The 25,994-nt window shown below is 61.4% G+C and carries 25 protein-coding genes; 10 read left to right on the top strand and 15 right to left on the bottom strand.

The window, feature by feature from the left end; all coding sequences use genetic code 11:
* The first annotated feature begins 94 nt into the window (after positions 1–94).
* The 3 genes from K9857_RS06890 (at position 95) to K9857_RS06880 (ending at position 2,955) form a co-directional block, all read left to right on the top strand.
* The gene (locus tag K9857_RS06890) at positions 95–889 is read left to right on the top strand and encodes a neutral zinc metallopeptidase (protein ID WP_224534144.1); all 795 of its coding nucleotides are present in this window, start codon (positions 95–97) and stop codon (positions 887–889) included.
* A 215-nt stretch (positions 890–1,104) separates the two neighbouring features.
* The gene (locus tag K9857_RS06885; RefSeq protein WP_224534143.1) at positions 1,105–1,995 is read left to right on the top strand and encodes a neutral zinc metallopeptidase; all 891 of its coding nucleotides are present in this window, start codon (positions 1,105–1,107) and stop codon (positions 1,993–1,995) included.
* Entirely contained in the window at positions 1,996–2,955 is a 960-nt protein-coding gene (locus K9857_RS06880; RefSeq protein ID WP_224534142.1) for an alpha/beta fold hydrolase, read from the top strand.
* 130 nt (positions 2,956–3,085) lie between these two features.
* Here the strand turns inward: K9857_RS06880 and K9857_RS06875 are convergent, their stop codons facing one another.
* The 3 genes from K9857_RS06875 to K9857_RS06865 form a co-directional block, all read right to left on the bottom strand.
* The gene (locus K9857_RS06875) at positions 3,086–3,679 is read right to left on the bottom strand and encodes an HAD family hydrolase (RefSeq protein ID WP_224534141.1); all 594 of its coding nucleotides are present in this window, start codon (positions 3,677–3,679) and stop codon (positions 3,086–3,088) included.
* Entirely contained in the window at positions 3,676–4,545 is an 870-nt protein-coding gene (gene tesB / locus K9857_RS06870) for an acyl-CoA thioesterase II (protein ID WP_224534140.1), read from the bottom strand. The genes K9857_RS06875 and tesB overlap by 4 nt, the downstream gene beginning before the upstream one ends.
* 106 nt (positions 4,546–4,651) lie before the next feature.
* Positions 4,652–5,221: a GNAT family N-acetyltransferase gene (locus tag K9857_RS06865; RefSeq protein WP_224534139.1), complete on the bottom strand. Its 570-nt coding sequence runs from the start codon at positions 5,219–5,221 to the stop codon at positions 4,652–4,654.
* A 92-nt stretch (positions 5,222–5,313) separates the two neighbouring features.
* Between K9857_RS06865 and K9857_RS06860 the strand changes: the two genes are divergently transcribed.
* Both K9857_RS06860 and K9857_RS06855 read left to right on the top strand, forming a co-directional pair.
* Positions 5,314–6,234 carry a histone deacetylase gene (locus K9857_RS06860; RefSeq protein ID WP_224534138.1) on the top strand — a complete coding sequence of 307 codons (921 nt, stop codon included), beginning with the start codon at positions 5,314–5,316 and terminating at the stop codon, positions 6,232–6,234.
* Between the two features lie 281 nt (positions 6,235–6,515).
* Positions 6,516–7,757 carry a TIGR03862 family flavoprotein gene (locus K9857_RS06855; RefSeq protein ID WP_224534137.1) on the top strand — a complete coding sequence of 414 codons (1,242 nt, stop codon included), beginning with the start codon at positions 6,516–6,518 and terminating at the stop codon, positions 7,755–7,757.
* A 117-nt stretch (positions 7,758–7,874) separates the two neighbouring features.
* Here the strand turns inward: K9857_RS06855 and K9857_RS06850 are convergent, their stop codons facing one another.
* The 6 genes from K9857_RS06850 to K9857_RS06825 all read right to left on the bottom strand — a co-directional run bounded on the left by K9857_RS06850 (position 7,875) and on the right by K9857_RS06825 (position 13,548).
* Positions 7,875–9,212 carry a DEAD/DEAH box helicase gene (locus tag K9857_RS06850; protein WP_224534136.1) on the bottom strand — a complete coding sequence of 446 codons (1,338 nt, stop codon included), beginning with the start codon at positions 9,210–9,212 and terminating at the stop codon, positions 7,875–7,877.
* A 66-nt stretch (positions 9,213–9,278) separates the two neighbouring features.
* Positions 9,279–10,220: a drug/metabolite exporter YedA gene (gene yedA, locus K9857_RS06845; protein ID WP_224534135.1), complete on the bottom strand. Its 942-nt coding sequence runs from the start codon at positions 10,218–10,220 to the stop codon at positions 9,279–9,281.
* 305 nt (positions 10,221–10,525) lie between these two features.
* Positions 10,526–11,020: a Bro-N domain-containing protein gene (locus K9857_RS06840; RefSeq protein ID WP_224534134.1), complete on the bottom strand. Its 495-nt coding sequence runs from the start codon at positions 11,018–11,020 to the stop codon at positions 10,526–10,528.
* A 503-nt stretch (positions 11,021–11,523) separates the two neighbouring features.
* Positions 11,524–12,135, bottom strand: coding sequence for a PolC-type DNA polymerase III (locus K9857_RS06835; protein WP_224534133.1), 612 nt, complete (start codon positions 12,133–12,135; stop codon positions 11,524–11,526).
* 21 nt (positions 12,136–12,156) lie between these two features.
* On the bottom strand, positions 12,157–12,636 hold the full coding sequence (locus K9857_RS06830; RefSeq protein ID WP_224534132.1) for an NYN domain-containing protein: 480 nt from the start codon (positions 12,634–12,636) through the stop codon (positions 12,157–12,159).
* Between the two features lie 129 nt (positions 12,637–12,765).
* On the bottom strand, positions 12,766–13,548 hold the full coding sequence (locus K9857_RS06825; protein ID WP_224534131.1) for a DUF2076 domain-containing protein: 783 nt from the start codon (positions 13,546–13,548) through the stop codon (positions 12,766–12,768).
* Between the two features lie 178 nt (positions 13,549–13,726).
* On the opposite strand from K9857_RS06825, the gene K9857_RS06820 reads away from it, so the two are divergent.
* The gene (locus tag K9857_RS06820; protein ID WP_224534130.1) at positions 13,727–14,401 is read left to right on the top strand and encodes a YciC family protein; all 675 of its coding nucleotides are present in this window, start codon (positions 13,727–13,729) and stop codon (positions 14,399–14,401) included.
* A gap of 66 nt (positions 14,402–14,467) precedes the next feature.
* Complete coding sequence (locus K9857_RS06815; RefSeq protein WP_224534129.1) at positions 14,468–15,547, top strand: endonuclease/exonuclease/phosphatase family protein; 1,080 nt, start codon at positions 14,468–14,470, stop codon at positions 15,545–15,547.
* 156 nt (positions 15,548–15,703) lie between these two features.
* On the opposite strand, the gene K9857_RS06810 is transcribed toward K9857_RS06815, so the two are convergent.
* From K9857_RS06810 to K9857_RS06795, 4 genes are all read right to left on the bottom strand, one after another.
* A complete protein-coding gene (locus tag K9857_RS06810; protein ID WP_224534128.1) occupies positions 15,704–16,129 on the bottom strand; it encodes a RidA family protein in 426 nt (141 codons plus the stop codon).
* A 36-nt stretch (positions 16,130–16,165) separates the two neighbouring features.
* Positions 16,166–17,431 carry a flavin-containing monooxygenase gene (locus K9857_RS06805; protein ID WP_224534127.1) on the bottom strand — a complete coding sequence of 422 codons (1,266 nt, stop codon included), beginning with the start codon at positions 17,429–17,431 and terminating at the stop codon, positions 16,166–16,168.
* Between the two features lie 242 nt (positions 17,432–17,673).
* A complete protein-coding gene (locus K9857_RS06800; RefSeq protein ID WP_224534126.1) occupies positions 17,674–18,723 on the bottom strand; it encodes an ABC transporter substrate-binding protein in 1,050 nt (349 codons plus the stop codon).
* A gap of 150 nt (positions 18,724–18,873) precedes the next feature.
* Positions 18,874–20,364 carry an aldehyde dehydrogenase gene (locus K9857_RS06795; RefSeq protein WP_224534125.1) on the bottom strand — a complete coding sequence of 497 codons (1,491 nt, stop codon included), beginning with the start codon at positions 20,362–20,364 and terminating at the stop codon, positions 18,874–18,876.
* A gap of 216 nt (positions 20,365–20,580) precedes the next feature.
* Between K9857_RS06795 and K9857_RS06790 the strand changes: the two genes are divergently transcribed.
* Positions 20,581–21,507, top strand: a complete 927-nt coding sequence (locus K9857_RS06790; protein WP_224534124.1) for a LysR family transcriptional regulator — start codon at positions 20,581–20,583, stop codon at positions 21,505–21,507.
* A 117-nt stretch (positions 21,508–21,624) separates the two neighbouring features.
* On the opposite strand, the gene argE is transcribed toward K9857_RS06790, so the two are convergent.
* Positions 21,625–22,797, bottom strand: a complete 1,173-nt coding sequence (argE, locus tag K9857_RS06785) for an acetylornithine deacetylase (protein ID WP_224534123.1) — start codon at positions 22,795–22,797, stop codon at positions 21,625–21,627.
* Entirely contained in the window at positions 22,790–23,467 is a 678-nt protein-coding gene (locus K9857_RS06780) for a DUF1028 domain-containing protein (RefSeq protein ID WP_224534122.1), read from the bottom strand. Before K9857_RS06780 ends, argE begins: the two co-directional genes overlap by 8 nt.
* A gap of 453 nt (positions 23,468–23,920) precedes the next feature.
* Between K9857_RS06780 and K9857_RS06775 the strand changes: the two genes are divergently transcribed.
* Positions 23,921–24,436 (top strand): Hcp family type VI secretion system effector, encoded by a 516-nt coding sequence (locus tag K9857_RS06775; RefSeq protein WP_224534121.1) that lies wholly within the window; start codon positions 23,921–23,923, stop codon positions 24,434–24,436.
* Between the two features lie 118 nt (positions 24,437–24,554).
* Positions 24,555–25,994, top strand: a 1,440-nt coding sequence (locus K9857_RS06770) for a type VI secretion system tip protein VgrG (protein WP_224534120.1), incomplete at its 3' end; no start/stop codon positions are given.

Genomic DNA, 25,994 nt, shown 5'->3' with positions numbered 1-25,994 from the left:
GCGTGAACCGCTACATATTTATCCCACAGCGTTTTACCAATGCAGTTATTCATGGCCCGGGCGATCCCCGCCGCAACCATGAGAGACCGCAAAAATGCTATGGAAAAAAGCCAGACCCAGCGACAACGTCAACGACACTCGGCAGGGCAAGGATGCCCGCAAGCACACAGGGAAACTTCTCGGTGCGGGGCTCGCGACCATCGCGCTGACCGGCGCCGTACTTCACTCGACGCTGAACTCCACCCCGGACGGAGACCCGCAACTGAAGTTCGTCCAGTCCGTGCTGGGCGAAACCGAAGACACCTGGGCACAGTTGTTCGCCCAAACCGGACGCCGCTACTCACCGCCCACGCTGGTGGTTTTCGATAACCACATGACCTCCGAGTGCGGCCCCGCCAGCGCACCCTTCTACTGCCCGAGCAATCAACAGGTGTACCTCGACCTGGCGCTGTTCACGAACCTGGAGCAGCGCTTTTCCGTGGTCGCGGACTTCGCCCGCGCCTACATCATCGCCCACGAAGTCGGCCATCACGTGCAGCTGGAACTGGGGCTTTCCGAGCCCTTCGAGCAAGCGTTGCGGGACCAGAAACCGGTGATTGGCGATGGTGGACTGGAAGTTCGCGCAGAGCTGCAAGCCGATTGCCTGGCCGGCGTCTGGGCGCACCATGCACAGCAGCGCCTCGACTGGCTGGAACCGGGCGATATTGAATCGGCGCTGCATGCTGCCACGGTGTTCGGTGACGACAATCTGCAACGCCAGGCAAGCGGCCAGGTTCGGCCCGAGACCTTCGCCCACGGCACCTCGGAGCAGCGGGTGAAGTGGTTCCAAACCGGTTTCGACACAGGTCGCACCGGTGCCTGCGACACCTTCAACACCGCCGACCTGTAAGAGCTGCCGCAGGCTGCGATCTTTTGATCTTGCTCTTAAAAAATCAAAAGATCGCAGCCTCGTTTCACTCGACAGCGCCTACTGGGTACGCGTCCGTCCATCATTGAACTCACCCGTTACCGAACCCACGGCGCCAGGCACTGTCTGACGACCGGACTGGCGCCGCTCCTGCACAGCAGCAACACTCATCGCACGACCAATCAGAGGATTCCCACATGCTATGGAGAAAAGGCCGGCGTAGCGACAACGTGGTCGATGCGCGAGGGGATAACGTCGGCAGTGGCGGCGGCGGGATGCGATTCGGTGGCGGCAAGGGCCTGAGCCTGACGGCCATTATTCTGATTGTCGGGATCGGCTGGATCACCGGCCAGGATCCGCTGCAGATTCTCGGCCAGCTCACCGGGCAAATGGAGCAAACGGCCCCGGCCGGCAACCAGACCCGCAAGGCGCCGCCGGCCAACGATGAAGGGGCCGAGTTCGTGCGTTCGATCCTGGGCGACACCGAAGACACCTGGCGCGAGGTTTTCCAGCAGGGCGGGCGGCAATACAAGGACCCGACCCTGGTGCTGTTCAGCAATCGCGTCAACTCGGCCTGCGGCATGGCGACCTCGGCAACCGGGCCGTTCTACTGCCCGGCGGACCAGAAGGTCTACCTGGACATGGCGTTCTTCCAGGAGATGTCGCAACGCTTTGCCGCCGCCGGCGACTTCGCCCAGGCCTACGTGATCGCGCACGAAGTCGGACACCATGTGCAGACCTTGCTCGGCGTCTCGGCGAAAATTCAGACGGCTCGCCAGCAGGGCCGGCAGATGGAAGGCGACGGTGGCTTGCTGGTCCGCCAGGAACTGCAGGCCGATTGCCTGGCCGGGGTCTGGGCCAACCATGCGCAGAAGCGCTTGAACTGGCTGGAACCGGGCGACATCGAAGAAGCACTGAACGCCGCCAATGCCATTGGCGACGATCGTTTGCAGCAACAGGGTCAGGGCCGCGTGGTGCCGGATTCGTTTACCCATGGTACGTCAGCGCAACGGGTGCGCTGGTTCAAAACCGGATTCGCCCAGGGCCAGGTTGGCCAGTGCGATACCTTTGCGACGAAAAATCTGTAGATGAATAAATGGTTGTTGGCGTTGTTGTTCACGTGTGCGAGTACCCAGGCTGCCGAGCAGGGGGTCAAGGAAATCAGTCCGGGTCGCCTGTTGTTGAGATCAGGCGAGATCGCGGTCGGGCTCAGCCCCGCCCCGGCCAAGATCGAACGTGTGCTGATTGTCGTCCACGGTCGTCCGCGCAATGCGCAGACCTACCTGCAAAGCGCGGAAAAGGCCGCCGAACTGGCCGGGCAAAGCGCGACGACCCTGGTGATCGCCCCGCAATTTCTCAATGAAACCGACGTCGCGTTGCATCCCGTCGCCGACACCGTGCTGCGCTGGCAGGGCAACGAATGGATGGCCGGCGGCGAATCCACCGCGCCGTTTCGCCTGAGTTCGTTCGAGGCCCTGGACGAAATCATCGCCCGCCTGAGTGATCGCCAGCAGTTTCCGGACGTGAAGCAGATCGTCATCGCCGGCCACTCCGGCGGCGCCCAGGTGGTCCAGCGCTACGCCCTGCTGGGCCACGATCAAGCCGCGCTTGAAGCCGCTGGTGTGCACCTGCGCTACGTGGTCGCCAACCCGTCTTCCTATGCGTATTTCGACGAACGCCGGCCGGTCGCTTTCAATCACGCCGCCTGCCCGGATTTCAACCGCTGGAAGTACGGTCTGACAGATCTGCCCGCCTATGCCGAAGGACAAAGCCCCGCGCAGTTGCAGGAAAAGTACCTCAAGCGTGACGTTGTTTATCTGTTGGGGCAGCAGGACATCGACCCGAACCATCCGGCGCTGGACAAGAGTTGTGAGGCGAAGGCGCAAGGGCCTTATCGACTGGCTCGCGGGCGGTTTTATTTCGATTATTTGAAGCGGCTGGCACCGCAGGGGTTGAACCAGCAACTGATCGAAGTGCCCGGTGTGGGGCATAACGGAGAAGGGATGTTTACTTCGCCCGAAGGGCAAAAGGCGTTGTTCGGGCAGTAGGTTTTGTAGCGTCAGGAAGGGCCTCGTCGCGAGCAAGTCGAATCGTCGCACCGCCGCTCCCACATTGGAACGCGTACACCCTGTGGGAGCGGGCTTGCTCGCGAAGACGATCAGTTAGGCGACAACGCCCTCAAGCCATGAGCATCTTGCGCAACTCAACACAATCCACCGCATGCCAATCAGTCAACTCAGGCCACGGATTATCCGGCAGATTCACCAGCACCGTCCGCGCCCCCGCCGCGCGACCGCAATCCAGATCAAAACGGTAATCCCCCACCATCACCATCTCGCTCGCCGGCACATTCCAGGCCTCTGCCAGCTTCAACAAACCACCCGGGTGCGGCTTGGGCGGTGCTTCATCGCGACCGAGCACATCCTCCACCGCGAAGCAGTCAGCCAGGCCAATGGCCTCCAGAGTGACATGGGCCAGCTCACGAGCATTGCGCGTGAGAATACCCAGCCGATAACCGCGTCCGGCCAGCTCCCGCACCAATTCGACAGCGCCGACTGCCGGCTTCGAGCCCAGCGCCAGGTCCCGCTCGTGCTCCAGCAGCCAGGCATGCTTGGCTGCGGCCTCCTCGGCCGGCAACGCCGCCAGGTGCGTGAGAATGTCGTCTTCGGGCGGAATCGACAGGGCCACGCGAATCGCCGCGAAGTCATGCACCGCGACCGTCAGGGTGCCGTCCATGTCGAACACCCAATGGCGTACGTCGGCCAGGCTCATGCCCAATCCTTGCGATGACGAATCAGGCCTTCCTGGGTGACCGAGGCCACCAGTTGCCCGGCGCGGTTGAATACGCTGCCACGGGAGAAGCCGCGGGAATTGCCGGCCCATGGGCTGTCCATCGCGTACAGCAGCCAGTCATCGGCGCGCAGGTCCTGGTGGAACCACAGCGCGTGATCGAGGCTGGCGACCTGCATATCCTTGTGCCATACCGACTTGCCGTGAGGCTGCATCGACGTCGTCAGCAGACCGAAGTCCGAGGCATAGGCCAGCAGGTATTTGTGCAGCGCGGGAGTGTCGGCCAACGCACCGTCGGCGCGGAACCAGACGTATTTGATCGGATCCGACGGCTGCGGGTTATAGGGGTCTTTTTCGGTGATCGGGCGAAACTCGATCGGTTTCGGGCAGAGCAGTTTTTCGCGCATCTTTTCCGGGATCAGGTGCGCGCGTTGCTGGGTCAATTCCAGCTCCGATGGCAGGTTTTCCGGACCGACAACCTGGGGCATCTGCGACTGGTGCTCGAACCCCTTCTCGTCGTACTGGAAGGAGGCGCTGCAAGTGAAAATCGGGTGGCCCTTCTGGATCGCCGTCACCCGGCGCGTGCTGAAACTGCCGCCATCGCGAACCCGGTCAACCTGATACACCACCGGTAACCCGGCATCCCCCGGACGCAGGAAGTAGCCATGCATCGAATGCACATGCCGGTTTTCTTCAACGGTCTGACTGGCCGCCGACAGCGACTGGCCGAGTACCTGACCACCGAACAACTGACGAAACCCCAAGTCCTGGCTGCGGCCACGGAACAGGTTTTCCTCGATTGGTTCCAGGGTCAGCAGGTCCACCAGATCTTCCAACACATGGCTCATTCAGACTCTCCTCACTCAACACAACGCCGCGCAGTTCTGGCTGCGTCGGTCGATTCAAATTGTGGCCCGGGCCAATATGAGGGCCATTGTAAACATCCGTGTCAGCTTATCCATGCAAGGTTTGCAGCCATTGCTCACGATTGATGCGATAGAGCACGTGATGGCGCAGCGGATGTCCTGGCTCCAGCTTGGGATGCTCGAAGTCATCGAGCGGGTCGTGATGCATGCCGATCGCCTGCATGACTTTCTGTGATGGCAGGTTATTGTCAGCGGTGAAAGAGACGATTTCATCCACCACCAAACGATCGAACCCGCAGCGCAGAGCGGTCCACGCCGCCTCACTGGCATAACCCAGACCCCAGTGCTGGCGCGCCAGGCGCCAGCCGATCTCGATGGCCGGGGTGAACGGTGCGTCGAAGCCGACCACGCCCAGCCCGGTAAAACCGATGAACTGGCCGGTGTCCTTGCGCTCCAGCGCCCAGAGTCCAAAACCATGTTCGGCAAAATGACCGCGCACCCGACCGATCATCGACGCGCTCTCCAGTCGGCTCAGGGGCGCGGGAAAATGGCGCATGACCTGCGGGTCGGCGCACATCGCGGCAAAATCCGGCAAGTCTTCGTCACGCCACTGACGCATCAGCAGCCGTGCGCTTTCCAGTTGCAGTATCGGTTCCATCGGTCCGCTCCCCCATTTCCATGTCGCCAGTCTACAACGCTGGTAGGATCCTTCACTCGTTCCTACCTGCCTTCATGTCAGACATTTCAGCCATGCCCCTGCCGTTGATTTACCACGAAGACTACAGCCCCGAGTTTCCGGCGGATCACCGCTTCCCTATGGACAAGTTTCGCTTGCTGCGCGATCACCTGGTGGAAAGCGGGCTGACCCGCGACGCCGACCTGCTGCGCCCGCAATTGTGCCCGCCGGAGATTCTCGCCCTCGCCCATGATCCTTCGTACATCGAACGCTACATGGGTGGCGAATTGTCTCGCGAAGATCAACGGCGCCTCGGCCTGCCCTGGAGCGAAGCCCTGGCCCGGCGCACGGTGCGGGCGGTCGGCGGTTCGCTGCTGGCGGCCGAACAGGCGCTGGAACATGGCCTGGCCTGCCATCTGGCCGGTGGCACCCACCACGCGCATTACGACCATCCGGCCGGTTTCTGCATCTTCAACGACCTGGCAGTGATCAGCCATTTCCTGCTGCAAAGCGGCCGGGTCAATCGCGTGCTGATCTTCGATTGCGATGTGCATCAGGGCGACGGCACCGCACGCATCCTGCACAACACACCGGAGGCGATCACCGTTTCCCTGCATTGCGAAAAGAATTTTCCTGCACGCAAGGCCGAAAGCGACTGGGACATTCCGCTGCCAAAAGGCATGGGCGATGCCGATTACCTGAAGGTGGTGGACGACGCGCTCAACTACCTGCTGCCGCTCTACCAGCCCGACCTGGTCCTGTACGACGCCGGCGTGGATGTGCATAAGGACGACGCCTTGGGTTACCTGAAACTCACCGACCAAGGCGTCGCTGCCCGGGATGAGAGCGTCATGCGCCACTGCCTGGGCCGCGATATTCCCGTGGTTGGCGTTATAGGCGGCGGCTACAGCAAGGACCGCAAGGCCCTGGCCCGCCGCCATGGCATCCTGCATCACAGCGCACAACGGGTCTGGGCGTCATCAGGCTGTCATTGAGTTGTGGATGCTTTACCCACAATGGCTGTGGAGCCGCCTGTGGATAACCTGAGTGAAAGGGACTACAGGCCTTGCGCACTGTGGCCTACAGACCGCTGATCATTTTTTGACCACCCCATTCTCAGCCACACCGCCACCCTCTGTGGGAGCGAGCCTGCTCGCGATAATTTCAGCATCGACACTGAGGCGACTCAAACACCGCCATCGCGAGCAGGCTCGCTCCCACAGTTTCCGTGTACTGCTAGAATGCGCGGCTATTCCGCCACACCGCAGCGTTGATCATGACCCAGCCCAACACTTCCCCTTCCCATCGAGTCGCCATCATCGGCGGCGGCCCCGCCGGTCTGATGGCGGCCGAAGTGTTGAGCCAGGCCGGCATCCTGGTCGACCTCTACGACGGCATGCCCTCGGTGGGCCGCAAGTTCCTGCTGGCCGGCGTCGGCGGAATGAACATCACCCATTCCGAAGCCTACCCCGCCTTCCTCTCCCGCTACGCCGAACGCGCCCCGCAGATCGCGCCGCTGCTGCGCGGTTTCGGCGCGGACGCCTTGTGCCAGTGGATTCACGACCTGGGCATCGAAACCTTCGTCGGCAGTTCCGGCCGGGTGTTCCCCACCGACATGAAAGCCGCGCCCCTGCTGCGCGCCTGGCTCAAGCGCCTGCGCGACAGCGGCGTAGTTATCCACACCCGCCATCGCTGGCTTGGCTGGGACGCACAGCACAACTTGCTTATCCACAGCCCCGACGGCGAGAAAACCGTTCAGGCCGACGCCACCCTGCTCTCCCTCGGCGGCGGCAGCTGGGCGCGCCTGGGTTCCGATGGCGCCTGGATGCTGGAACTGGAGAAGCGCGGCGTAGGACTGGCGCCCCTGCAGCCAAGTAATTGCGGCTTCGAGGTGCAGGCCTGGAGCGAATTGCTGGTCAGCAAATTCGCCGGTGCCCCGCTGAAAAACGTCGCCATCGGCCTCAACGACGATGTGCCGCGCCTCGGCGAATGCGTGATCACCGCTACCGGCATCGAAGGCAGCCTGATCTATGCCCTGTCGGCGCCGATCCGCGAGGCGATCAATCAACAGGGCAGCGCCACCGTGCATATCGACCTGCTGCCCGGCCGACCTGTGGATAAAATCCTCGCCGCGCTGAGCAAGCCCCGCGGCTCGCGCTCGATGTCCAAACATCTGCACAGCCAGCTCGGCATCGATGGCGTGAAGGCCGCGCTGTTGCGCGAACTGACCTCCGCCGACACCTTCGCCGACCTGGCGTCGCTGGCCCAAGCGATCAAGGCCTTGCCCCTGACCCTGGTCAAAACCCGGCCACTGGACGAAGCCATCAGCAGTGCTGGCGGTGTGTTGTTCGAGTCGATGGACGAGCGCCTGATGCTCAAGCAGGTGCCTGGGGTGTTCTGCGCGGGGGAAATGATCGACTGGGAGGCGCCGACGGGGGGCTATCTGCTGACCGCGTGCTTCGCCAGTGGGCGGGCTGCGGGGTTGGGAATCGTGGAGTGGTTGCGGCGCAAGGCTTGAAATCAGCGGTGCGCCCTTCGCGAGCAAGCCCGCTCCCACAGGGGATCTGTGTTGTTCACAAATCCAATGTGGGAGCGGGCTTGCTCGCGAAGGCGGCTTAACAGACGCCGCAGCAGATCAAGGCTTGCGCTTGCGCGGCCCAGTATTGAACACCGGCACCTTACGCACTGGCTTCACCGCAGGTTCCACCGGCGCAGCATCCCCGCTATCCACCCACTTGCCCAGATTGCGCTTGCCGCCACCACCGGAAACCTTCGGCTTCTTCGGTTTTTTCGGCTTCTTGATCACCTGACCACTGGCATCGGTGTCCGGCACCCGATGCTCAGGCTCAAACTCCGGCTCGTTCTGCCGCTTCAAAGTCTGGCGAGTCAGCATCTCGATGGCCGACAGCAGATTCACTTCATCTGCGCACACCAGCGATATCGCCTCACCGGTCGCACCAGCGCGGCCGGTACGACCGATCCGGTGAATGTAATCCTCGGCCACGATCGGCAGGTCGAAGTTGACCACCAGCGGCAAGTCCTCGATATCCAGACCACGGGCCGCAACGTCGGTAGCCACCAGGATCTGCACTTCGCCGATCTTGAAACGGTCCAGCGCACGCTGACGAGTCGCTTGCGGCTTGTCGCCGTGGATGCCGTCGGCGTTGACGCCCAGGCCCTGGAGTTTTTCCACCAGCGCGTCCACGCCATTACGGGTCTTGGCGAACACCAGCACCTGCTTCCACTTGCCCTTGCGCATCAGGTGCACGAACAGTTCCGGCTTGCGCTTCTTGTCTACCGTCACGATCCACTGCTTGACGGTGTTGGCCGCCACGTTGCGCGGGCTGACTTCGATGCTCAGCGGGTCGTTGAGCATCTGCCCGGCCAGCAGGCGAATGTCATCGGAAAAGGTGGCGGAGAACAGCAGCGTCTGGCGCTTTTTTGGCAGTGCCCGGTAGATGCTCGCCAGTTCTTCGGAGAAGCCCAGGTCGAGCATGCGGTCGGCTTCGTCCAGCACCAGGGTCTGCAGCTGATTGAATTTCAGCGCGTTCTGGCGGAACAGATCGAGCAAGCGGCCCGGAGTCGCGACCAGCAGGTCGACGCCGCCGCGCAGCTTCATCATTTGCGGGTTGATGCTGACGCCGCCGTACACCGCGTAGGTGCGCAGCGGCAGGTTTTCGGCGTACTGGCGCACGGCTTCGTGAACCTGCTCGGCCAGCTCGCGGGTCGGCACCAGAATCAGTGCGCGCACCGAGTTGGCGGCGACTTTCGGCCCTTCCATGGCCAGCAATTGCAGGAGCGGCAAGGCGAAACCGGCAGTCTTGCCGGTGCCGGTCTGGGCGGCGGCCATCAGGTCGCGACCGGCCAGCACTGCCGGAATGGCCTGCGCCTGAACCGGCGTCGGAGTCTGGTAGCCGAGCGTCTCGAGAGAGCGCAGCAAGGGTTCGATCAGGCCAAGGGTGGCGAAAGTCATGGAAGTACCGTAGGAAAATTCAGCGCGGTTGTGCGGAAACGAGTGTGCAATGCCGCGCAGTTTACCCTAATTCACGCGGGATTCTGTCGGCACCGCAGTCGGCACGACCTTCGCCACCGGTGGTACAACCGGGCGGCGCCACTGCGGCAGGCCGATCAGCACCACGGCGCTGATGATCACCAGCATCGCCAGTGCTTCTGCGATACCGATGGTCTCGCCGACAAACACGATCCCCAGCAATACCGCCACCGCCGGGTTGACGTAGGCATAGCTGGTGGCCGCGGCCGGGCGCACGTGTTTCAACAGGTACATGTAGGCGTTGAAAGCGATGATCGAACCGAAGATCGTCAGGTACGCCAGGGCGATCCAGCCTTCGATCGGCGGCACTTTATCCAGGTGCTCGCCACTGACCGCACTGCCGATCAACAACACCACGCCACCGACCAGCATTTCCACGGCACTGGCCATGGCGCCCTGGGGCAATGGCAGATGTTTGCTCCACACCGAACCGAACGCCCAGCAGGCCGCGGCCAAAATAAGCAGGGTTGCGCCCAACGGACTCGATTGCAGGTTTGAGCCGAGATTGAGCATGGCAATGCCGATCAACCCCAGCACAATCCCGGCCCATTCCAGGCGGGTATTGCGTGCACCCCAGAAGTAACCGAACAGCAGGGTAAACAGCGGCACCGTCGCCACCGCCAGCGCGGCCACTCCGGATGCCACGCCCATGTGTTCGGCAACGCTGACTCCACCGTTGCCGCCCGCCAGCAACAACACACCAATGATGCCGGCGGCTTTCCACTGCGCCCAGGTCGGCGCCGGAGCCCCGCGCCAGCGCAGAAAGCCGTACATCAGCGTGCCCGCGATCACGAAACGAATGCCGGCCAACAGCAACGGCGGCCAGGATTCAACGCCGATGCGGATCACCAGGTAAGTCGAACCCCAGATCACGTACAAGGCGAAAAAGGCAGCGATCAAGGGCAAGGGAAAGCGACGGAGGCCGGGCATGGGGCAGCTCACAGGCAGGACAGGTGAACCGCTATTCTAAAAAGGCTGGTGGCGAAAAATAAGTTACAAAACTTGTTTAATGCGTCGGTACACTTTTCAAAACACGGAGTTCATGGCAATCAACCGTGCTTTCGAAAGTCGATCACATGCCGTTGGGGCATGTCGAAACCAGCAGAAAACCCGAAAACGCCCCTAAACCCTGTGGGAGCGAGCCTGCTCGCGATGGTCGCCAACGTTAACGCGGGAAACCTGATGCCCAGCGGCGCCTGGAAGTTCATCGCGAGCGTGCTCGCTCCTACAGGAAATCAAGCCCCGCTAAAACTCGCCGACAACAGCCCCGGCATGTCCCGCAGGCGAACCCAGGGTTCTGTGCGCCAATGCAGCAACCGCAACGTTCCCCCTGCCCACTCCACCGCCCGCAGCTGCGGCGCTTGTGTCAAAGCCGGCCCTGCGCCCTCGCGCAACATCGGCACCACATGGTGGGTCAGCCAACGCCGTAGATGACGGTTCTCCGGGCAATAGTGGTAAACCAGCATCGCGTAGACGCCGGACTCGCTCAGCATCAACATTTCTGGTGCGTCTTCGCTTGCAGACAACCGCATCATCCGCCGCTGATCCGCATCCAGCTTGAGCACTTGCCTGCCGTTGATATCCAACCCCATCAGGCGGCCGATATCGCGGGCACAGAACCAGGCTTCTGCGTGCAGTAGAACGGCTCGCAGTTGAATGTGATGGCGAATGAAGGTTTGAGGAATGAAGAGAGCGTTGTGTTCAGGGGGATTCGAAATAATGTCCAGCATGACAAGTCTCCTTTGAAAGTCGGAGCTGCCGGCATCACTTGCAGATGATGGGTGGCAGCTATGCACGGGCTGCAAGACCGAGAAGGAGACCCCTCGGCAGACCCGAAGGTCTCCCGCACACAGCTACCATAAATCGATGGTCGCTAATCGAAGCGACGCGATTATAGCTGCGGCTAGTGGTCTCCTCACAATCGATCGTCGGGCTTGCAGTCCCGGTCGCTGAATTGGCAGCGACGTTCCAAGGTTAGAGATGCCACAGAAGCCGGACAAGACGGACGATTCCCAACGTTTTGCAGGACGAATCGCCTATCTGAAGACCTGGTTAAACACAAAGACGTGAATCAACACAGAACATGTAGGAGCGAGCACGCTCGCGATGGTCGTGAACGATGACTCGGGAAACCTGACACCCCGCAGCGCTTGAAAGTCCATCGCGAGCAGGCTCGCTCCCACAGGGTTTAGCGTCGGTCGCAATCCACCGCGGGCAAGCCCGCTCCCACAGATCAGACGCCCCGATGCCGCCTCAGATGCTCACCAATCTTCGCCGCCGGCACTTTCTGCAACTTGCACAGCAAATCATGGGACAACTCCCGCACCCCGTGCGTCTCCCGCAACTCACCCGCCAGATGCGCCATCAGGTTGGCCGCCATTTCGGCGTCGGCCATGGCGCGGTGGGCCTTGCCGGTGTGGGGCAGGTTGGCGAAGGTGGTGAGGGTGCCGAGTTTGTGGTTCGGCGCCGCCGGCATCAGTCGGCGAGCCAGGAGCAGTGAGCAGGCAAAATTCTGCAGGCGGGTGCGTTTGATGCGGCCCAGTTCGAAATCCCAGAACTTCTGGTCGAACGCGGCGTTGTGCGCCAGCAGCGGCGTGATGCCGACGAATTCGTTGACCTCGTTCATCACCTGTTCGGCCGAGGGCGCGGTGCGCAGCATGGCGTTGCTGATGCCGGTGAGCTGTTCGACGAAGGCCGGCACACGCACGCCGGCGTTCATCAGGCTCTGGTAACGATCGACGATCCGCCCCTGTTCGAGGATGACCACGGCGATTTCCGTGGCGCGGCAGCTGCTGCTCGGGGAGATCCCGGTGGTTTCAAAGTCGATGATTGCGATGCGTTCCAACCTTTTACAACTCCGTATAAATCAATTCTTGAGCAGCAACGCGCCTTCAATCGGCACGTAGCGGCTGGCGGCGCGGATCAGCGAGTTGGCGGTCAGGCCGGGTACGCCATAGGCCACCGCCTGCACGCCGTGCTTGCTGATGATGCGCTCGAGCAGCATGTCGAAATCCCCGTCGCCGGAGGCCAGCACCACTTCGTCGACGTGATCGGCCGCGTCCATGATGTCGAGGGTGATGCCCACGTCCCAGTCGCCCTTGGCCGAGCCGTCGCTGCGCTGGATGTAGGGCTTGAGCTTCACGGTGAAACCCAGGTTGCGCAGGATCTGCTGAAACTGCTGCTGTTTGCTGTCGCCGCGATCGATGGCGTAGGCGTAGGCCTCGACGATCTGCCCCTGTCTGCTGATTTCAGCCCACAAGGCGGCGTAATTGAAGTGACAACCGTAGGCCTGACGCACGGTGTAATAGAGGTTCTGGACATCGGCGAACACTGCGATTTTTTTCACCGGACACCTTCAAAAGAACACAGGCTGGGTCAGGCACCAGGCCCGAAAAGGCGCCCAGTATGCCAGCGCGAAGGCGGATTCCGCGAATAATCGGCCCGAAGCGCCGCAGCGCTCCGGACGAATGGTGCATCAGACGTAGGAGTCGTCGTCGCCGCCAAAGAACGATGAGCTGTCATCGTTATAGTCGGTATCGGTGAAACCGCCCTGATCGTTGCCCCAGGAATCGTTGTTGGCCATGCGCTGATCGTCGCCCCAGTCATTGTTGCCCTGGTCGTTGACCTGGGCCGGCTCTTCCTTGATCACTTCGACGATTTCCTGCGGTTGCTGATTGTGGTTGAACAGGCTGCTGATGCCTTGGGCCAGCATCACGCCACCTGCCACACCCGCAGCGGTTTTCAGGGCGCCGCCGAGGAAGCTACTGCCGGCCGCAGGAGTTTGCTGCTGAGGTGCATAGCCTTGTTGCTGGAAATTCTGCTGCGGCGCACCGAAGTTCTGCTGCGGTGGCTGCGAATTGAACGAAGAGCGCCCCGGCTCACGCCAGCCGCCACCACCGGACATCGGTGCGCTCTGGCTCGGAGCAGGCTGAGGATCGCGGGAGCCACCGCCAAAAATGCTCGACAGGAAACCACCACTTGGTGCAGGCGCCGCCGCTGTCTGCGCCCGGGCCTGCTGAAGATCGGCCTGCAACTGCTGGATCTGCTGGGCCTGCTGCTTGTTCTGTTCATCGAGGCTCTTGATCGCCGCCTCCTGAACCAGAATCGCCTGTGTCATGAAATAACCTGCCGCCGGCTGGCGGTTCAGGTGTTCCTTGATCCGCGCCTCGGCCTGGGCATCGCGCGGGGCTGCGTCCGTTTCGGCCTGTTGCAGCCGGGAAAACAGTCCATCGATCAGGGTTTGTTCTTCGCTGTTCATGGCGACCTCATAGATTGCCGGGAAAATCGTTGCCCTCACCCATTGTGGACAAGGTGCTCATCCCTAATGGAGGTTGATGCCGGATGTTTCAATGACCTTTACCGAATGTTTACGTTTGCTTCAGGCGGTACATCATCGGTTACAGTGAGTGACTGTTTTATACCGACGATGCCGACTGATGAACCCGTTCGACGTACTGCGTGACTCTCTGTATTTCTTCAAGCGCAATCTGGGCCAGATCGTCCAGCTGTGCCTGCCGCTTGTCATCATCGAAGCCTTGCTGCAACAGGTGGTCGACCACTCCACCGAGCCAGACACGATCCCCGGCATCAGCGTGATCGTGGGCCTGCTGGTGTATCCGCTGTACACCGCCGCGCTGATCCTGTTTCTCGACGCCCGCAGCCGTGGCGAATCGCCGAGCAACCGCGAGTTACTGTCCCGTTCCGCCTACCTGTGGCCGCGCTTCGCCCTGCTGACCGCCCTCAATACCCTGCTGATTCTGTTGGGCCTGTCGCTGTATTTCCTGCCGGGGATCTGGCTGATGGTCGCCCTGGCCTTCGGTGAATACCTGCTGGTGCTGCGTGGCCTGTCGCCACTGGCCGCGATGAAGGAAAGCCTGCGCCTGACCCGCGGTCATTTCATGCGCATTCTGGTGTGCATCCTGTGTGTGATGGGGCCGTTGTGGCTGCTCAAAGGCGCGACGCTGGCGGTCTATCCCGAACCGCAGAACCCGGTGATCTCGCTGCTGATCGACAGCGCCCACAGCTTCCTGCAACTGTTCACCAGCGTGGTGCTGTTCCGCCTGTTCATGCTGATCGGCGAGGTGCCGGAAAAAATCGAAGGGCCACGCTGACCTTGGGTGACCGCTCGTCAGTCGGGTATGCTCGGGGACAATTTCCGTAACGCGTTAAGCCGAGCCATGACCCGACTGCTGCGCTACACCTTGCTGGCATTGTTGATTGCGATTGTCCTGATCGGCCTGTCGATCTACAACCTCACCTGGCGCCCCGACGCCCGGGAGGTGCTGCCGGTCAGTTGCAGCACCCGGGCACCGACCCTGGCGCCCGGTCAGGCGCTGAAGGTCATGACCTGGAACGTCCAGTACCTGGCGGGCAAGCGTTACGTGTTCTGGAATGACCTGGCCCACGGCACCGACGAATCCCCCACTCCCGAAGACATGGCCTTCAGCCTCGATGAAGTGGCGCGGGTGATTCGCGACGAGCAGCCGGACGTGGTGCTGCTGCAGGAACTGGACGATGGCGCCAAAGCCAGCGATTACCAGAACCAGCTCAAACTGCTGCACGAACGGGTCGCCGACCTGTATCCGTGCAGTGTCGCCGCCTACGACTGGAAGGCCGATTTCGTCCCCGATCCGCACATCTTCGGCAGCGTTGGCCGGCAACTGGCGACCCTGAGCCGCTTTCAGATCGATCACGCCCAGCGCCTGCAATTGCCGGTGGCAAAGGCCAACTTGATCAGTCGTCAGTTCCAGCCGAAGAACGCCTTGCTGGCGGCTTATCTGCCGCTGAACGACGGCGGCCAGATGGCCGTGCTCAACACTCACCTGGACCGCGTGACGCAACCGGACGAGACCTTGCAGGCGCAGGTAACCGCTGTGGCCAAGGTGCTCGACAAGTTTGAAGGTCGAGGTACGCCGTGGCTGATCGGTGGCGATTTCAACCTGTTGCCGCTGGGGCAGTACCAGCGCCTGCCCAGCGAACAGCGCACGCCCTACTCCGCCGACAGCGCCCTGCATTTGCTGTGGGACAAGTACCCGATGATCCCCACTAACAACGAAGCCAGCGGCATCGACCGCGCCCGCTGGCTGACTCAGTATCCCAATGATCCCGGCCTGAACGGCCCGGATCGTACTGTCGATTACCTGTTCTACAGCCCGCGGATCAAGCGGGTCGAGGCGACGGTGCGGCAGGATGATACGTTGCGTATCTCCGATCATCTGCCGGTGATTGCGCGGTTCCTCCTCCCGGCAACGCCATAAACGCACAACACATAAACTGTGGGAGCGGGCTTGCCCGCGATGGGGCCAGCACATACAACATCAATGGCGCCTGACCCACCGCCATCGCGGGCAAGCCCGCTCCCACAGGTGTTTCATTGCACTCAGGATTAGTGGTCCACATCCAATCAATGGTGATCAGTTGGCCTTCCAATCATCCGGAATCACCGCAATCACATCGATCTCCATCAACCACTGCGGCTGCCCCAGCCCGGAAATCACCAGCCCCGTGGAGATCGGGAACACACCCTTGAGCCACTTGCCCACCACCTGATAAACCGGCTCGCGGTAGCGCGGGTCGATGATGTAGGTGGTGGTTTTGACGATGTGCGAAAGATCGCTCCCCGCCTCTTCCAGCAGCTGTTTGACGTTCTTCATCGCCTGCTCGGCCTGGGCCGCCGGGTCGCCCAGACCTACCAGATTGCCCTCGAAATCGGTGCCGATCTGGCCGCGGACATACACCGTGTTACCCGCCCGTACCGCCTGGCAAAGGTCGTTGTCCAGGGACTGGTTCGGATAGGTGTCCTTGGTGTTGAACATGCGAATTCGTGTGTGAGTTGGCATCGAAAATGTCCTGAAAATGAATGAATAAAAAATGACTCAGCGCTGCGACGGATCGCGGTACTGCAGGTACTGGCGCTGGGTGGCGATGTGGCCGGCGACGTGCTTGGCGTCGTGCCAGACACCCCAGATGAAGCTCGACCCGCGACGCGACAGCCACGGCAACCCGACGAAATAAACCCCCGGCTCGCTCGACACGCCGCGCTGATGGCGAGGCTTGCCCTTGTCGTCGAAGGCGTCGACTTGCAGCCAGTTGTAATCAACCGCGTAACCGGTGGCCCAGATGATCGAAGTGATGCCCGCTTCGGCCAGATCCAGCTCCAGGATCGGGTTGGTGATGCAGTCCGGATCCGGCAGGGTCCGCCGTGCTTCAGGCTCCTCCGGCAGGTCCAGGCCATTGCGCGCGATGTAGGCGTCCGCCGCATCCAGCAGCGACAGGTAGTTCTCGTCCCCAGCAGCGATGTTGCGGGCCAGGTCCTGCTGGAAGGTCACCACGCCATCGTTGAAGGATTGGGTCAAGCCCACCAGCTGCACGCCTTGCTGGGCGAGCTCGCGGAAGTCCACGGTCTGCCCGCCCCGGGCGCCGCTGACCGCAATGGTCACGTGCTCACGGCCAGGCTGCATGACTTCGGCATCCCACAGTCCCAGCACCCCCAGCCACCAGCAGAAATCGCGGTTGCGATAGGCACGAGGCGGACGGTCATGCTGGCCGACCGACAGGTAGACCTGCTTGCCCGCGCGCTGCAATTCATCGGCGATCTGCACACCGGAAGAACCGGCCCCCACCACCAGCACACCGCCTTCTGGCAGCTGCTGCGGGTTGAAGTATTGGGCCGAGTGAATCTGCGTGATCGAGCTGTCTTTCGGAGCAATCGGCGGAATCACCGGACGCTGGAACGGACCGGTCGCCGCCACCACGCGATTAGCCTCGATCACACCCTCGGAGGTTTCGATGGTGAAACCTGGACGATCAGCGTTGCGCACCACTTTCTTCACTTCGACACCGGTACGAATCGGCGCTTCGAACTTCTCGGCATAGGCTTCGAAATAGGCCGCCACCTGCTCCTTGGAGGCGAATTCATCGGGCTCGAGACCTTCGAATGCCAGGCCCGGGAAGCGGTCGTGCCAGACCGGGCCGTTGGCCACCAGCGAATCCCAGCGACCGGTGCGCCAGGCTTCAGCGATGCGGTTGCGCTCCAGCACCAGGTGCGGAACCCCAAGCTTGGTCAAGTGTTCGCTCATGGCGACGCCAGCCTGGCCGGCCCCGACAACAAGCGTATCGATTTCAATCTTGTTAGTGGTCATGCTTGTGTCCTTCAAAGAGGCGACGGTGTCGCGACGGTTTGATAATCAAGTTCCGCGCTTAAACTTTATTTGCGGGGTGTTTGTATTGTGTTCAGAGAGTGCAAATAACGAAATTATGATTTTTGTCGTTATTAACCAGAAAAAAGCTGTGCCGATTTTTCGGGCAACTATTGGCACTAAAAATAAATAACGGGCGCACGTCCGAAGACGCGAGCCCGTTAGTTGTTAAAAGCCGGCAGTGCTTAGCGTGCCGCCCAGGCGTTAAAGCGTTCTTCGAGTTCTTCGCCGTGATCAACCCAGAAGGTCGCGTCCACCAGTTGCCCTTCAGCCAGGTTGGCCTGAGCAGTGGGCAGTTGCGCCAGGGTGTCAGCCGGCAACTGCTCCAGCACGTCCTTGCGGATCGGCCCGTACGGGATCTGGGTGGAGAAGGATTTCTGCCCGCTGGCCTGGCTGGCGAACACGATGAACTTCTGCGCCAGCGTCTTGTTCGGGCTGCCTTTGACGATGGCCCAGTGATCCGGATCGTAGAGGTGACCGTTCCATGAGATCGCCAGTTTCGAGCCTTCCTTCTGCGCCACGGCGATGCGCCCGTTGTAGGCGGCGGACATCACCACATCGCCCGCGGCCAGCCATTGCGGCGGTTGTGCGCCGGCTTCCCACCACTGGATCGAAGGCTTGATCTGATCGAGTTTCTTGAACGCCCGGTCCACGCCTTCCTTGGTGTTGAGCACCTTGTAGAGGTCCTGCTGCTTCACGCCATCGGCAAGCAGCGCCACTTCCAGGGTGTACTTGGCACCCTTGCGCAGGCCGCGCTTGCCCGGAAACTGCTGCAGGTTCCACATGTCAGCCCAGGACGTCGGCGCCGCGCCCACCTTGCCCGCGTTGTAAGCCAGCACCATCGACCACACATAACTGGCCACACCGCACTCGCTGACGGCACCCGGCAGGTAGTTGCCGGCATCACCGATCAGGGCCGGATCGATCCGTTCGAACAGGCCCTCCTCGCAGCCGCGCACCAGCTCTGGGCTTTCCACCTCGACAACATCCCAGCTGACTTGGCCGACATCGACCATGGCTTTGACCTTGGACAGCTCACCGCTGTACTCGCCGACCACCACCTTGCCGGCGCCGCTGCTTTCAAAGGGTTTGAAGTAAGCCCCTTCCTGCGCCGCCTTGGTGGCACCGCCGAAGGAAATCACCGTCAGGCTCTCGGAATGAGCGATGACCGGTGCCGTGAATGCAAGTAGTGCTGAAATACCAGCAACCGCTGTAACGCTCGAAGACTTGAACATATAAAGCTCCCTCACTTTTTAATTGTGATTGGTTACTGAGGCAGTCACGACCACGCGGTCGCAAATACGCGATTTACCATCCGCGCCGGGACATCTTTTTATTCTTCAAACCGCACACAGTGAGTGCGCGGTTAATTAATCAAGTGCAATTCAACGCAATTGAAACCAGGTGGTTTTCAAATGGGTGTACTTATCGAAAGAGTGCAGTGACAAGTCACGACCAAAACCCGACTGCTTGCCGCCACCGAATGGCACGGTGACGTCCAGGGCGTCGACGGTATTGACCGACACGGTGCCCGCCTTCAAGGCGCGGGACACGCGGTGTGCGCGATTCAAATCGTCGCTCCAGACCGAGGCCGCCAGGCCATAGATGCTGTCGTTGGCCAGTTGCACCGCCTGCTCTTCGCTGTCGAAGGTGGAGATCGCCAGCACGGGCCCGAAGACCTCTTCGCGGGACAGGTGTGCGTCCTGGGCGACGTCGGCAAAAATGGTCGGCTCGATGAAGTTGTCGGAGCCGTTGAAGCTCAAGCGCCGACCACCTGTGACCAGTCGCGCGCCGTCCTGCCCGGCACGCTCGATAAAGCTCATCACCCGCGCGGCCTGGCTGGCATCGACGATGGCGCCGGCGCGGCTTGCCGGGTTCAACGGATCGCCCGGCATCCAGGCTTTGGCTTTTTCCATGAGCCGTTCGATGAACTCGTCCTTGATCGAACGCTGCACATACAGGCGCGAGTTGGCCGAGCAGACTTCGCCCTGGTTGAAGAAGATGCCGAACGCGGCTTTCTCCGCGGCCAGATCCAGATCCTGGCAGTCATCGAACACCAGGCTCGGGCTCTTGCCGCCACACTCCAGCCAGACCTGCTTGAGGTTCGACTGCGCGGAATACTGCATGAAGTATTTGCCCACCTGGGTCGAGCCGGTGAACACCAGGCAATCGACATCGGGATGCAGGCCCAGCGCCTTGCCGGCGGACTCACCCAGACCCGGCACCACGTTCAGCACGCCGGCCGGCAAGCCGGCTTCCAGCGCCAGTTCCGCCAGACGCAGGGCCGAGAACGGCGATTGCTCGGCGGGCTTGAGCACCACGCTGTTGCCGGCGGCCAGGGCCGGTGCGAGCTTCCAGGCCGCCATGTCCAACGGGAAATTCCACGGCACAACGGCAGCGATGACGCCCAGAGGTTCGCGAGTGATGGTCGCCAGCGCCGATGGCGCGGTGGGTGCGACCTGATCGTAGAGCTTGTCCAGCGCCTCGCCGTACCAGGCGAACACGTGGGCAGCGCCCGGTACGTCGATGTTGTAGGCATCCATCACCGGTTTGCCCATGTCGAGGGAATCGAGCAGGGCCAGTTCTTCGCGATGGGCCAGCATCAGCTCGGACAGGCGCAGCAGCACGCGCTTGCGTTCCACCGGTGCCATGCGTGCCCAAGGGCCTTCGTTGAAAGCACGGCGGGCACTGCGAACGGCCATGTCCACTTCGACTTCGCCACAGGCTGCAACGCGGGCCAGCAACTGGTTGGTGGCCGGGTTGATCGAGTCGAATGTCGCGCCTGAAGCGGCAGAGATCTGCCGGCCATCGATCAAGGCTTTATCGGAGAAGGTTTGCCGGGCAGCTCTCTGCTGCCAGTAGTCGAGGTCGAACACGCTACGCTCCCTTTACGACCATTTGGATGGTCGGGGTTGTTATATGGGGTTGCTATCTGATTGGGCAGATAGTGCGTCAGCCGTGCGAATCGGAAAATTAGTAAAAATATGCTCGGGACATAAGAAAAAACTTGGCAAGGGTTTGGCCAGCCCGGACCCGCCATGAGGTAAGGTTCAGCCAGGCATTCTTGCGTCAGCGAAAACAAAGAGGTGCGTGTGGCTTCCTATACCTTGCGGCAACTCAAGTACTTCGTCACCACGGTGGAAGCCGGCAGCGTCGCGGAGGCGTCGAGGCAGCTCTACATCGCGCAGCCTTCGGTGTCGACGGCGATCAAGAGCCTGGAAGAGTCGTTCAACGTCCAGTTGTTCATCCGCCACCATGCCCAGGGCGTGTCCCTGACGCCCACCGGCACGCGCTTCTACCACAAGGCGCAGGAGCTGCTGCGCATGGCCCGGGAGTTCGAACAGAATGCGCTGGCGGATAACGATACGGTGTCCGGGCAGATCGACATCGGCTGCTTCGAGACGGTCGCTCCGCTGTACCTGCCGCAGTTGATTGCCGACTTTCGCAAGCTGTACCCGGGCGTCGATATCCGCATCCGCGACGGCGAGCAGCAGGACCTGGTGCAAGGCTTGACCGCCGGCACCTTCGACGTCGCCTTCCTCTACGATCACGGGCTGGACAGCACCATCCAGACCACGCCGCTGATGCCCCCGCAAAAGCCGTACATCCTGCTGCCTGAAGGGCACCGCTTCGCTGATCAACAGTCGATTTCGTTGAGGGATCTGTGCGGCGAGCCGATGATCCTGCTCGATGTACAACCGAGTCGAACCTACTTTGTCAGCCTGTTCCACGAACTGGAGCTGACGCCGAACATCGTGTTCAGTTCGCCGTCGATCGAGATGGTGCGCGGCATGGTCGGCCAGGGCTTCGGATTCTCGATCCTGGTGACCCGGCCGCATTCGGAATGCACTTATGATGGGAAAAAGGTGGTTTCAGTCGACATCACCGAGCCAGTGACCACCTCGGGCCTGGCGTCCGCTCACCTCAAGCGCAGTCAGCTGACCAAGCCTGCGCAGTTGTTCGTGGATTTTTGTCGGGAGCAGTTGAGTCAGAAGGTTGCCCATCAAAACCAGCCCTGAACACTATTCCCCTGTAGGAGCGAGCACGCTCGCGATGGACGTCAACGATAACGCTGGCAGCCTGACACCCCGCGGTGTTTGGGAGTCCATCGCGAGCGTGCTCGCTCCTACAGGAAGCTACAACGGCGCGATAACGTCACTCAGATAATCCGCCAACCGCCCCAACATCGCATCACACCCGCGCAACTGCTCCACGGAGATGAACTCATCAGGCTTGTGCCCCTGATCCATGCTGCCAGGCCCGCACACCACCGTCGGAATCCCGGCCTGCTCGAACAGCCCACCCTCGGTACCAAAAGCCACGGTGCCGAAATCCGAAGACTGGCTAAGGATCGCCAGCAACCGCGCCGCCTCACTCTCCGGTGGCGTGGCCAAACCGGGATAGGCACTCAGCGGCCGCAACCTGATATCCGTATCCGCCTGGACTGCCCGCATCTTCGGCAACAGGTGCTGCTCGGCGTACGCCTGCAACTGGCTGGCCACCTGCTGGGCATCGAAGTTCGGCAGCGCCCTCACCTCGAAATCGAACTCGCATTCAGCCGGTACGATGTTCAATGCCCTGCCACCTTTGATCACCCCGGTTTGCACCGTGGAATACGGCGGATCGAAACGCGAGTCATGGTGATCGGGATGCGCCAGCTGCTCGCCGATGCTGCCCAACCGACCGATCAGCTGCGCGGCGTACTCGATCGCATTGACCCCATAAGGCGCGTAGGCCGAATGGCAGGCGGCACCGCGCACTTCACAACGCATCGCCAGTTTGCCCTTGTGACCGAGCACGGGTTTGAGCTCGGTGGGTTCGCCGATCAGGCAGAGTGCGGGTTTGTGCGGACGCTTCTGCAGCTCTTCGAGCATCGGCCGGACGCCCAGGCAACCCACTTCTTCATCGTAAGAAAACGCCAGATGCACCGGGACCCGAAGGGGGCGCTGCACAAAGAGCGGAACCGCCGCGAGCACCGAAGCGATGAAGCCTTTCATGTCCGCCGTGCCGCGCCCGTAGAGACGCCCATTGTTTTCGCTCAGGCGAAACGGTTCCACCGTCCAGGCTTGCCCGTCGACCGGCACCACATCGGTGTGGCCCGAAAGCACCACGCCGCCGGAGGTCTGCGGGCCAATGCTGGCGAACAGATTGGCCTTGGTGCCTTCGTCGTTGTAGAACAGCTCGCTCTGCACGCCATGCCCGGCCAGGTAATACTGGATGAAGCGAATCAGTTCCAGGTTGGAGTCGCGGCTGACCGTAGCAAAGCCGACCAGGCGCTCCAGCAGGTCGCGGCTGGAGACTTCACTCATCCCCCGGCACTCCGTAGCTCGGTGCCGCTGTCGGGTTGAGCGCGCGGGTCAGATAGTCCTGCATTTGCGATCGGTAGGCCTGCCAGAGACCGGCGAGCTGACCGATGGGATCTTCCTCGGCCCAGTCGACCCGCAAATCGATGATCGGCCAGGTGTAATCGCCCACCACTTTCAGCGCCGCGGAATGCACCGGCCCAGCCTCGCCACCGGCAGCCATGGCAGCCTGCATCGCCGCCAGCAGGCGATCCGCCAACTGCCCGGGCTCGGCCTCGAACGCCTCAACCATGGCCTCGATCACCCGTACATCGCTGAGCAGATTGCCCGCCGCCACGCACTGCTCGCCCTTCACGGCGTTGTGCACGCCCAGCGACTCCTTGCCACTGAAACAGGCAATCCGCCCGGACGCATCGATCACCGTGACCTGCCGATACTGGCTCCAGCCGTTGGCACTCAGGGCCTTGTCCAGCGCGGCCTCGGCCTCCAGATGCTGGTGCTCCAGCAGATCGAGAATCTGCGGTCCCAGCGCCGGCAGCGTGATGTTCTGCGTAGACACCGCCCCGACCCCTGCCCGCGCCCAGGGACAACGCGCGCCCACCGCAATGCTTGAAGAACTGATGGCGATGCCTAGCTGCCCGGTCTCGGGGCAACGTCCGATAATCGAGAACGTCATGACTTACTCCTGTCGTTTCCTGTGCGTGGGAATTTGTATTCTGTTCATGCACAGGGAAGGGAGAAAGCAGGTTTTTTGTGGCTATTGATGAGGAAAAAACTGGGCAGGTGATTGCCGTTATTTCGCCCCTGAAATCGCAAGATGCGTTAGAGCCCAACTGCGCAAGAAGTTGCGCAAAAAAATGTGGATAAAGCTGTGGACACCTTTCTGCACGCTATGTCGTTCGAGGCCTACAGATGAGTGCGCAAGAAGTTGCACAGCACTGCGCAACTTCTTGCGCACTTTTTGGGGTGATTTGGCGTCGAAATGTTTCAAAAATCGGCTAAAGCCTCTTCATCTACCCGGTTTCATTGGCCCTCAATATTTCTGGCACGTTCCTTGACTAGGACTCAGGCACCCACCGGGCGATTTTGCCCTCTGGGAACCCCTGAAATTTCAGCAAGGAGCACACTCATGGCAACACCCGCATACATGTCCGTTACCGGCGAAAAACAAGGCCTGATCACCGCTGGCGCCTTCACTGCCGACTCCGTGGGCAACACCTTCCAGGAAGGTCATGAAGACCAGGTCATGGTTCAGGCATTCACCCACGACGTGATCATCCCGCGTGACCCGCAATCCGGTCAGCCAACCGGCCAGCGCATTCACAAACCCGCTGTGGTCACCAAGGTCTTCGACAAGGCTTCGCCGCTGCTGCAAGCCGCGCTGACGTCCGGAGAGCGCATGACGGAAATCGAGATCCAGTGGTTCCGCACCTCCGCGCAAGGCACCCAGGAGCACTACTACACCACCAAACTGGAAGACGCGATCATCGTTGCCATCAACAACAAGATGCACAACTGCCAGGACCCGGAAAACCTGCACTACACACACCTGGAAGAAGTGCATTTCACCTACCGCAAAATCACCTGGACCCACGAAGTCTCCGGCACTTCCGGTTCCGATGACTGGCGCGTCCCCGTCGTTTAATCGCAGCTGACCGTTACAGGCATCGACCCACCTAACAGGTCGATGCCCTTCAAACCGTTCGCGTGCGCCGAGGCCTTTCAAGCCATCGGTGCACGCAGCACAGCACGAGGAACACGGAATGTTCGCACCCGCCAATCAACCCCAATTCGCCCTGACCATCGAAGGGCTTTCCAGCGACTTTCAGGTGCTGTCCCTGCGCGGTCGAGAGGCCATCAGCCAGCCGTATGCCTTCGAAGTGGAACTGGTCAGCGAGCGCTCATCGCTGGACCTCGAAACCCTGCTGCACAAACCGGCGTTCCTGCAGCTTTCCAATGGTGGCAGCGGCATTCACGGTGTGATTTACCGCGCCGCGCAAGGCGACAACGGCAAGCGTCTGACGCGCTACTCCGTGACTCTTCGCCCGCAACTGGCGTACCTGGCACACCGCATCAACCAGCGGATTTTCCAGAACCTCAGCGTGCCGAAGATCATCGGCCAGATCCTCGAAGAGCACGGCATCCTGCGCAACGTCTACCAGTTCAACCTCGGCTCGCGTTATCCCGAGCGTCCGTACTGCGTGCAATACGATGAATCGGATCTGCACTTCATTCAGCGTCTGTGCGAGGAAGAAGGTATCCACTACCACTTCTGGCACAGCGCCACCGACCACACGCTGGTCTTCGGCGATGATCAGACGGTGTTCCCGAAACTGGCGCCGGTCGCCTATCTGCAGGACTCGGGTTTGGTCGCCAGCGAACCTGTGATCAAACGCTTCAACCTGCGCCTGGAAACCCGCACCAGCCGCACCACCCGCCGCGATTACCACTTCGAAATTCCGCGCATCACCCTCGAAAGTGAAAACCGTATCGACGCGCGGCCCGACCTCGAAGACTACGACTACCCGGGGCGTTTCGTTGACCGCGAGCGGGGCCGGCACCTGGCCAAACGCGCCCTCGAACGCCATCGTAGCGACTTCCGGCTCGCCGAAGGTGAGAGCGATCAGCCGTTGCTGGTCAGCGGACACTTTCTCTCCCTGACCGAGCACCCGAACGGCAAGTGGAACGACCTTTGGCTGCTCACCGAAGTCACTCATGAAGGCGAACAGCCGCAAGTGCTGGAGGAGTCGGTGACCAGCGACTTCAGCACATTGAAGGATGGGTTAACTCAGGGCTATCGCAACCGCTTCAAGGCCACGCCGTGGGATGCACACTACCGCCCGCCACTGCGACATCCCAAACCACGGGTTCTCGGCAGCCAGACTGCCGTGGTCACCGGCCCGCAGGGCGAGGAAATCCATTGCGACGAGTACGGCCGAGTCAAGGTGCAGTTCCACTGGGACCGTGAAGGCCAGGGCGACGACAAAAGCAGCTGCTGGCTGCGCGTCTCCTCGGACTGGGCCGGGGCCCGCTACGGCGGCATCGCCATCCCGCGGATCGGCATGGAAGTGCTGGTCACCTTCCTCGAAGGCGACCCCGATCAACCCTTGATCAGCGGCTGCCTGTACCACAAGGAACATCCGGTGCCGTACCCGCTGCCGGCGAACAAGACCCGCAGCGTGTTCAAGACCCTCAGCTCGCCG

Source organism: Pseudomonas sp. REP124 (assembly GCF_020164475.1).
Lineage (GTDB): Bacteria > Pseudomonadota > Gammaproteobacteria > Pseudomonadales > Pseudomonadaceae > Aquipseudomonas.
This window is presented reverse-complemented; position numbering and strand designations above follow the sequence as displayed.

Excerpts from the sequence above, each read along its gene's own strand:
- K9857_RS06860 (WP_224534138.1), top strand. The coding sequence starts at position 5,314 with ATGCCCCTGCCGTTGATTTACCACGAAGACTACAGCCCCGAGTTTCCG.
- K9857_RS06855 (WP_224534137.1), top strand. The coding sequence starts at position 6,516 with ATGACCCAGCCCAACACTTCCCCTTCCCATCGAGTCGCCATCATCGGC.
- K9857_RS06875 (WP_224534141.1), bottom strand. The coding sequence starts at position 3,679 with ATGAGCCTGGCCGACGTACGCCATTGGGTGTTCGACATGGACGGCACC.
- K9857_RS06800 (WP_224534126.1), bottom strand. The coding sequence starts at position 18,723 with ATGTTCAAGTCTTCGAGCGTTACAGCGGTTGCTGGTATTTCAGCACTA.
- K9857_RS06780 (WP_224534122.1), bottom strand. The coding sequence starts at position 23,467 with ATGACGTTCTCGATTATCGGACGTTGCCCCGAGACCGGGCAGCTAGGC.
- K9857_RS06810 (WP_224534128.1), bottom strand. The coding sequence starts at position 16,129 with ATGCCAACTCACACACGAATTCGCATGTTCAACACCAAGGACACCTAT.
- K9857_RS06820 (WP_224534130.1), top strand. The coding sequence starts at position 13,727 with ATGAACCCGTTCGACGTACTGCGTGACTCTCTGTATTTCTTCAAGCGC.
- K9857_RS06890 (WP_224534144.1), top strand. The coding sequence starts at position 95 with ATGCTATGGAAAAAAGCCAGACCCAGCGACAACGTCAACGACACTCGG.
- K9857_RS06850 (WP_224534136.1), bottom strand. The coding sequence starts at position 9,212 with ATGACTTTCGCCACCCTTGGCCTGATCGAACCCTTGCTGCGCTCTCTC.
- tesB (WP_224534140.1), bottom strand. The coding sequence starts at position 4,545 with ATGAGCCATGTGTTGGAAGATCTGGTGGACCTGCTGACCCTGGAACCA.
- K9857_RS06825 (WP_224534131.1), bottom strand. The coding sequence starts at position 13,548 with ATGAACAGCGAAGAACAAACCCTGATCGATGGACTGTTTTCCCGGCTG.
- K9857_RS06775 (WP_224534121.1), top strand. The coding sequence starts at position 23,921 with ATGGCAACACCCGCATACATGTCCGTTACCGGCGAAAAACAAGGCCTG.
- yedA (WP_224534135.1), bottom strand. The coding sequence starts at position 10,220 with ATGCCCGGCCTCCGTCGCTTTCCCTTGCCCTTGATCGCTGCCTTTTTC.
- K9857_RS06885 (WP_224534143.1), top strand. The coding sequence starts at position 1,105 with ATGCTATGGAGAAAAGGCCGGCGTAGCGACAACGTGGTCGATGCGCGA.
- K9857_RS06815 (WP_224534129.1), top strand. The coding sequence starts at position 14,468 with ATGACCCGACTGCTGCGCTACACCTTGCTGGCATTGTTGATTGCGATT.
- K9857_RS06805 (WP_224534127.1), bottom strand. The coding sequence starts at position 17,431 with ATGACCACTAACAAGATTGAAATCGATACGCTTGTTGTCGGGGCCGGC.
- argE (WP_224534123.1), bottom strand. The coding sequence starts at position 22,797 with ATGAGTGAAGTCTCCAGCCGCGACCTGCTGGAGCGCCTGGTCGGCTTT.
- K9857_RS06865 (WP_224534139.1), bottom strand. The coding sequence starts at position 5,221 with ATGGAACCGATACTGCAACTGGAAAGCGCACGGCTGCTGATGCGTCAG.
- K9857_RS06840 (WP_224534134.1), bottom strand. The coding sequence starts at position 11,020 with ATGCTGGACATTATTTCGAATCCCCCTGAACACAACGCTCTCTTCATT.
- K9857_RS06880 (WP_224534142.1), top strand. The coding sequence starts at position 1,996 with ATGAATAAATGGTTGTTGGCGTTGTTGTTCACGTGTGCGAGTACCCAG.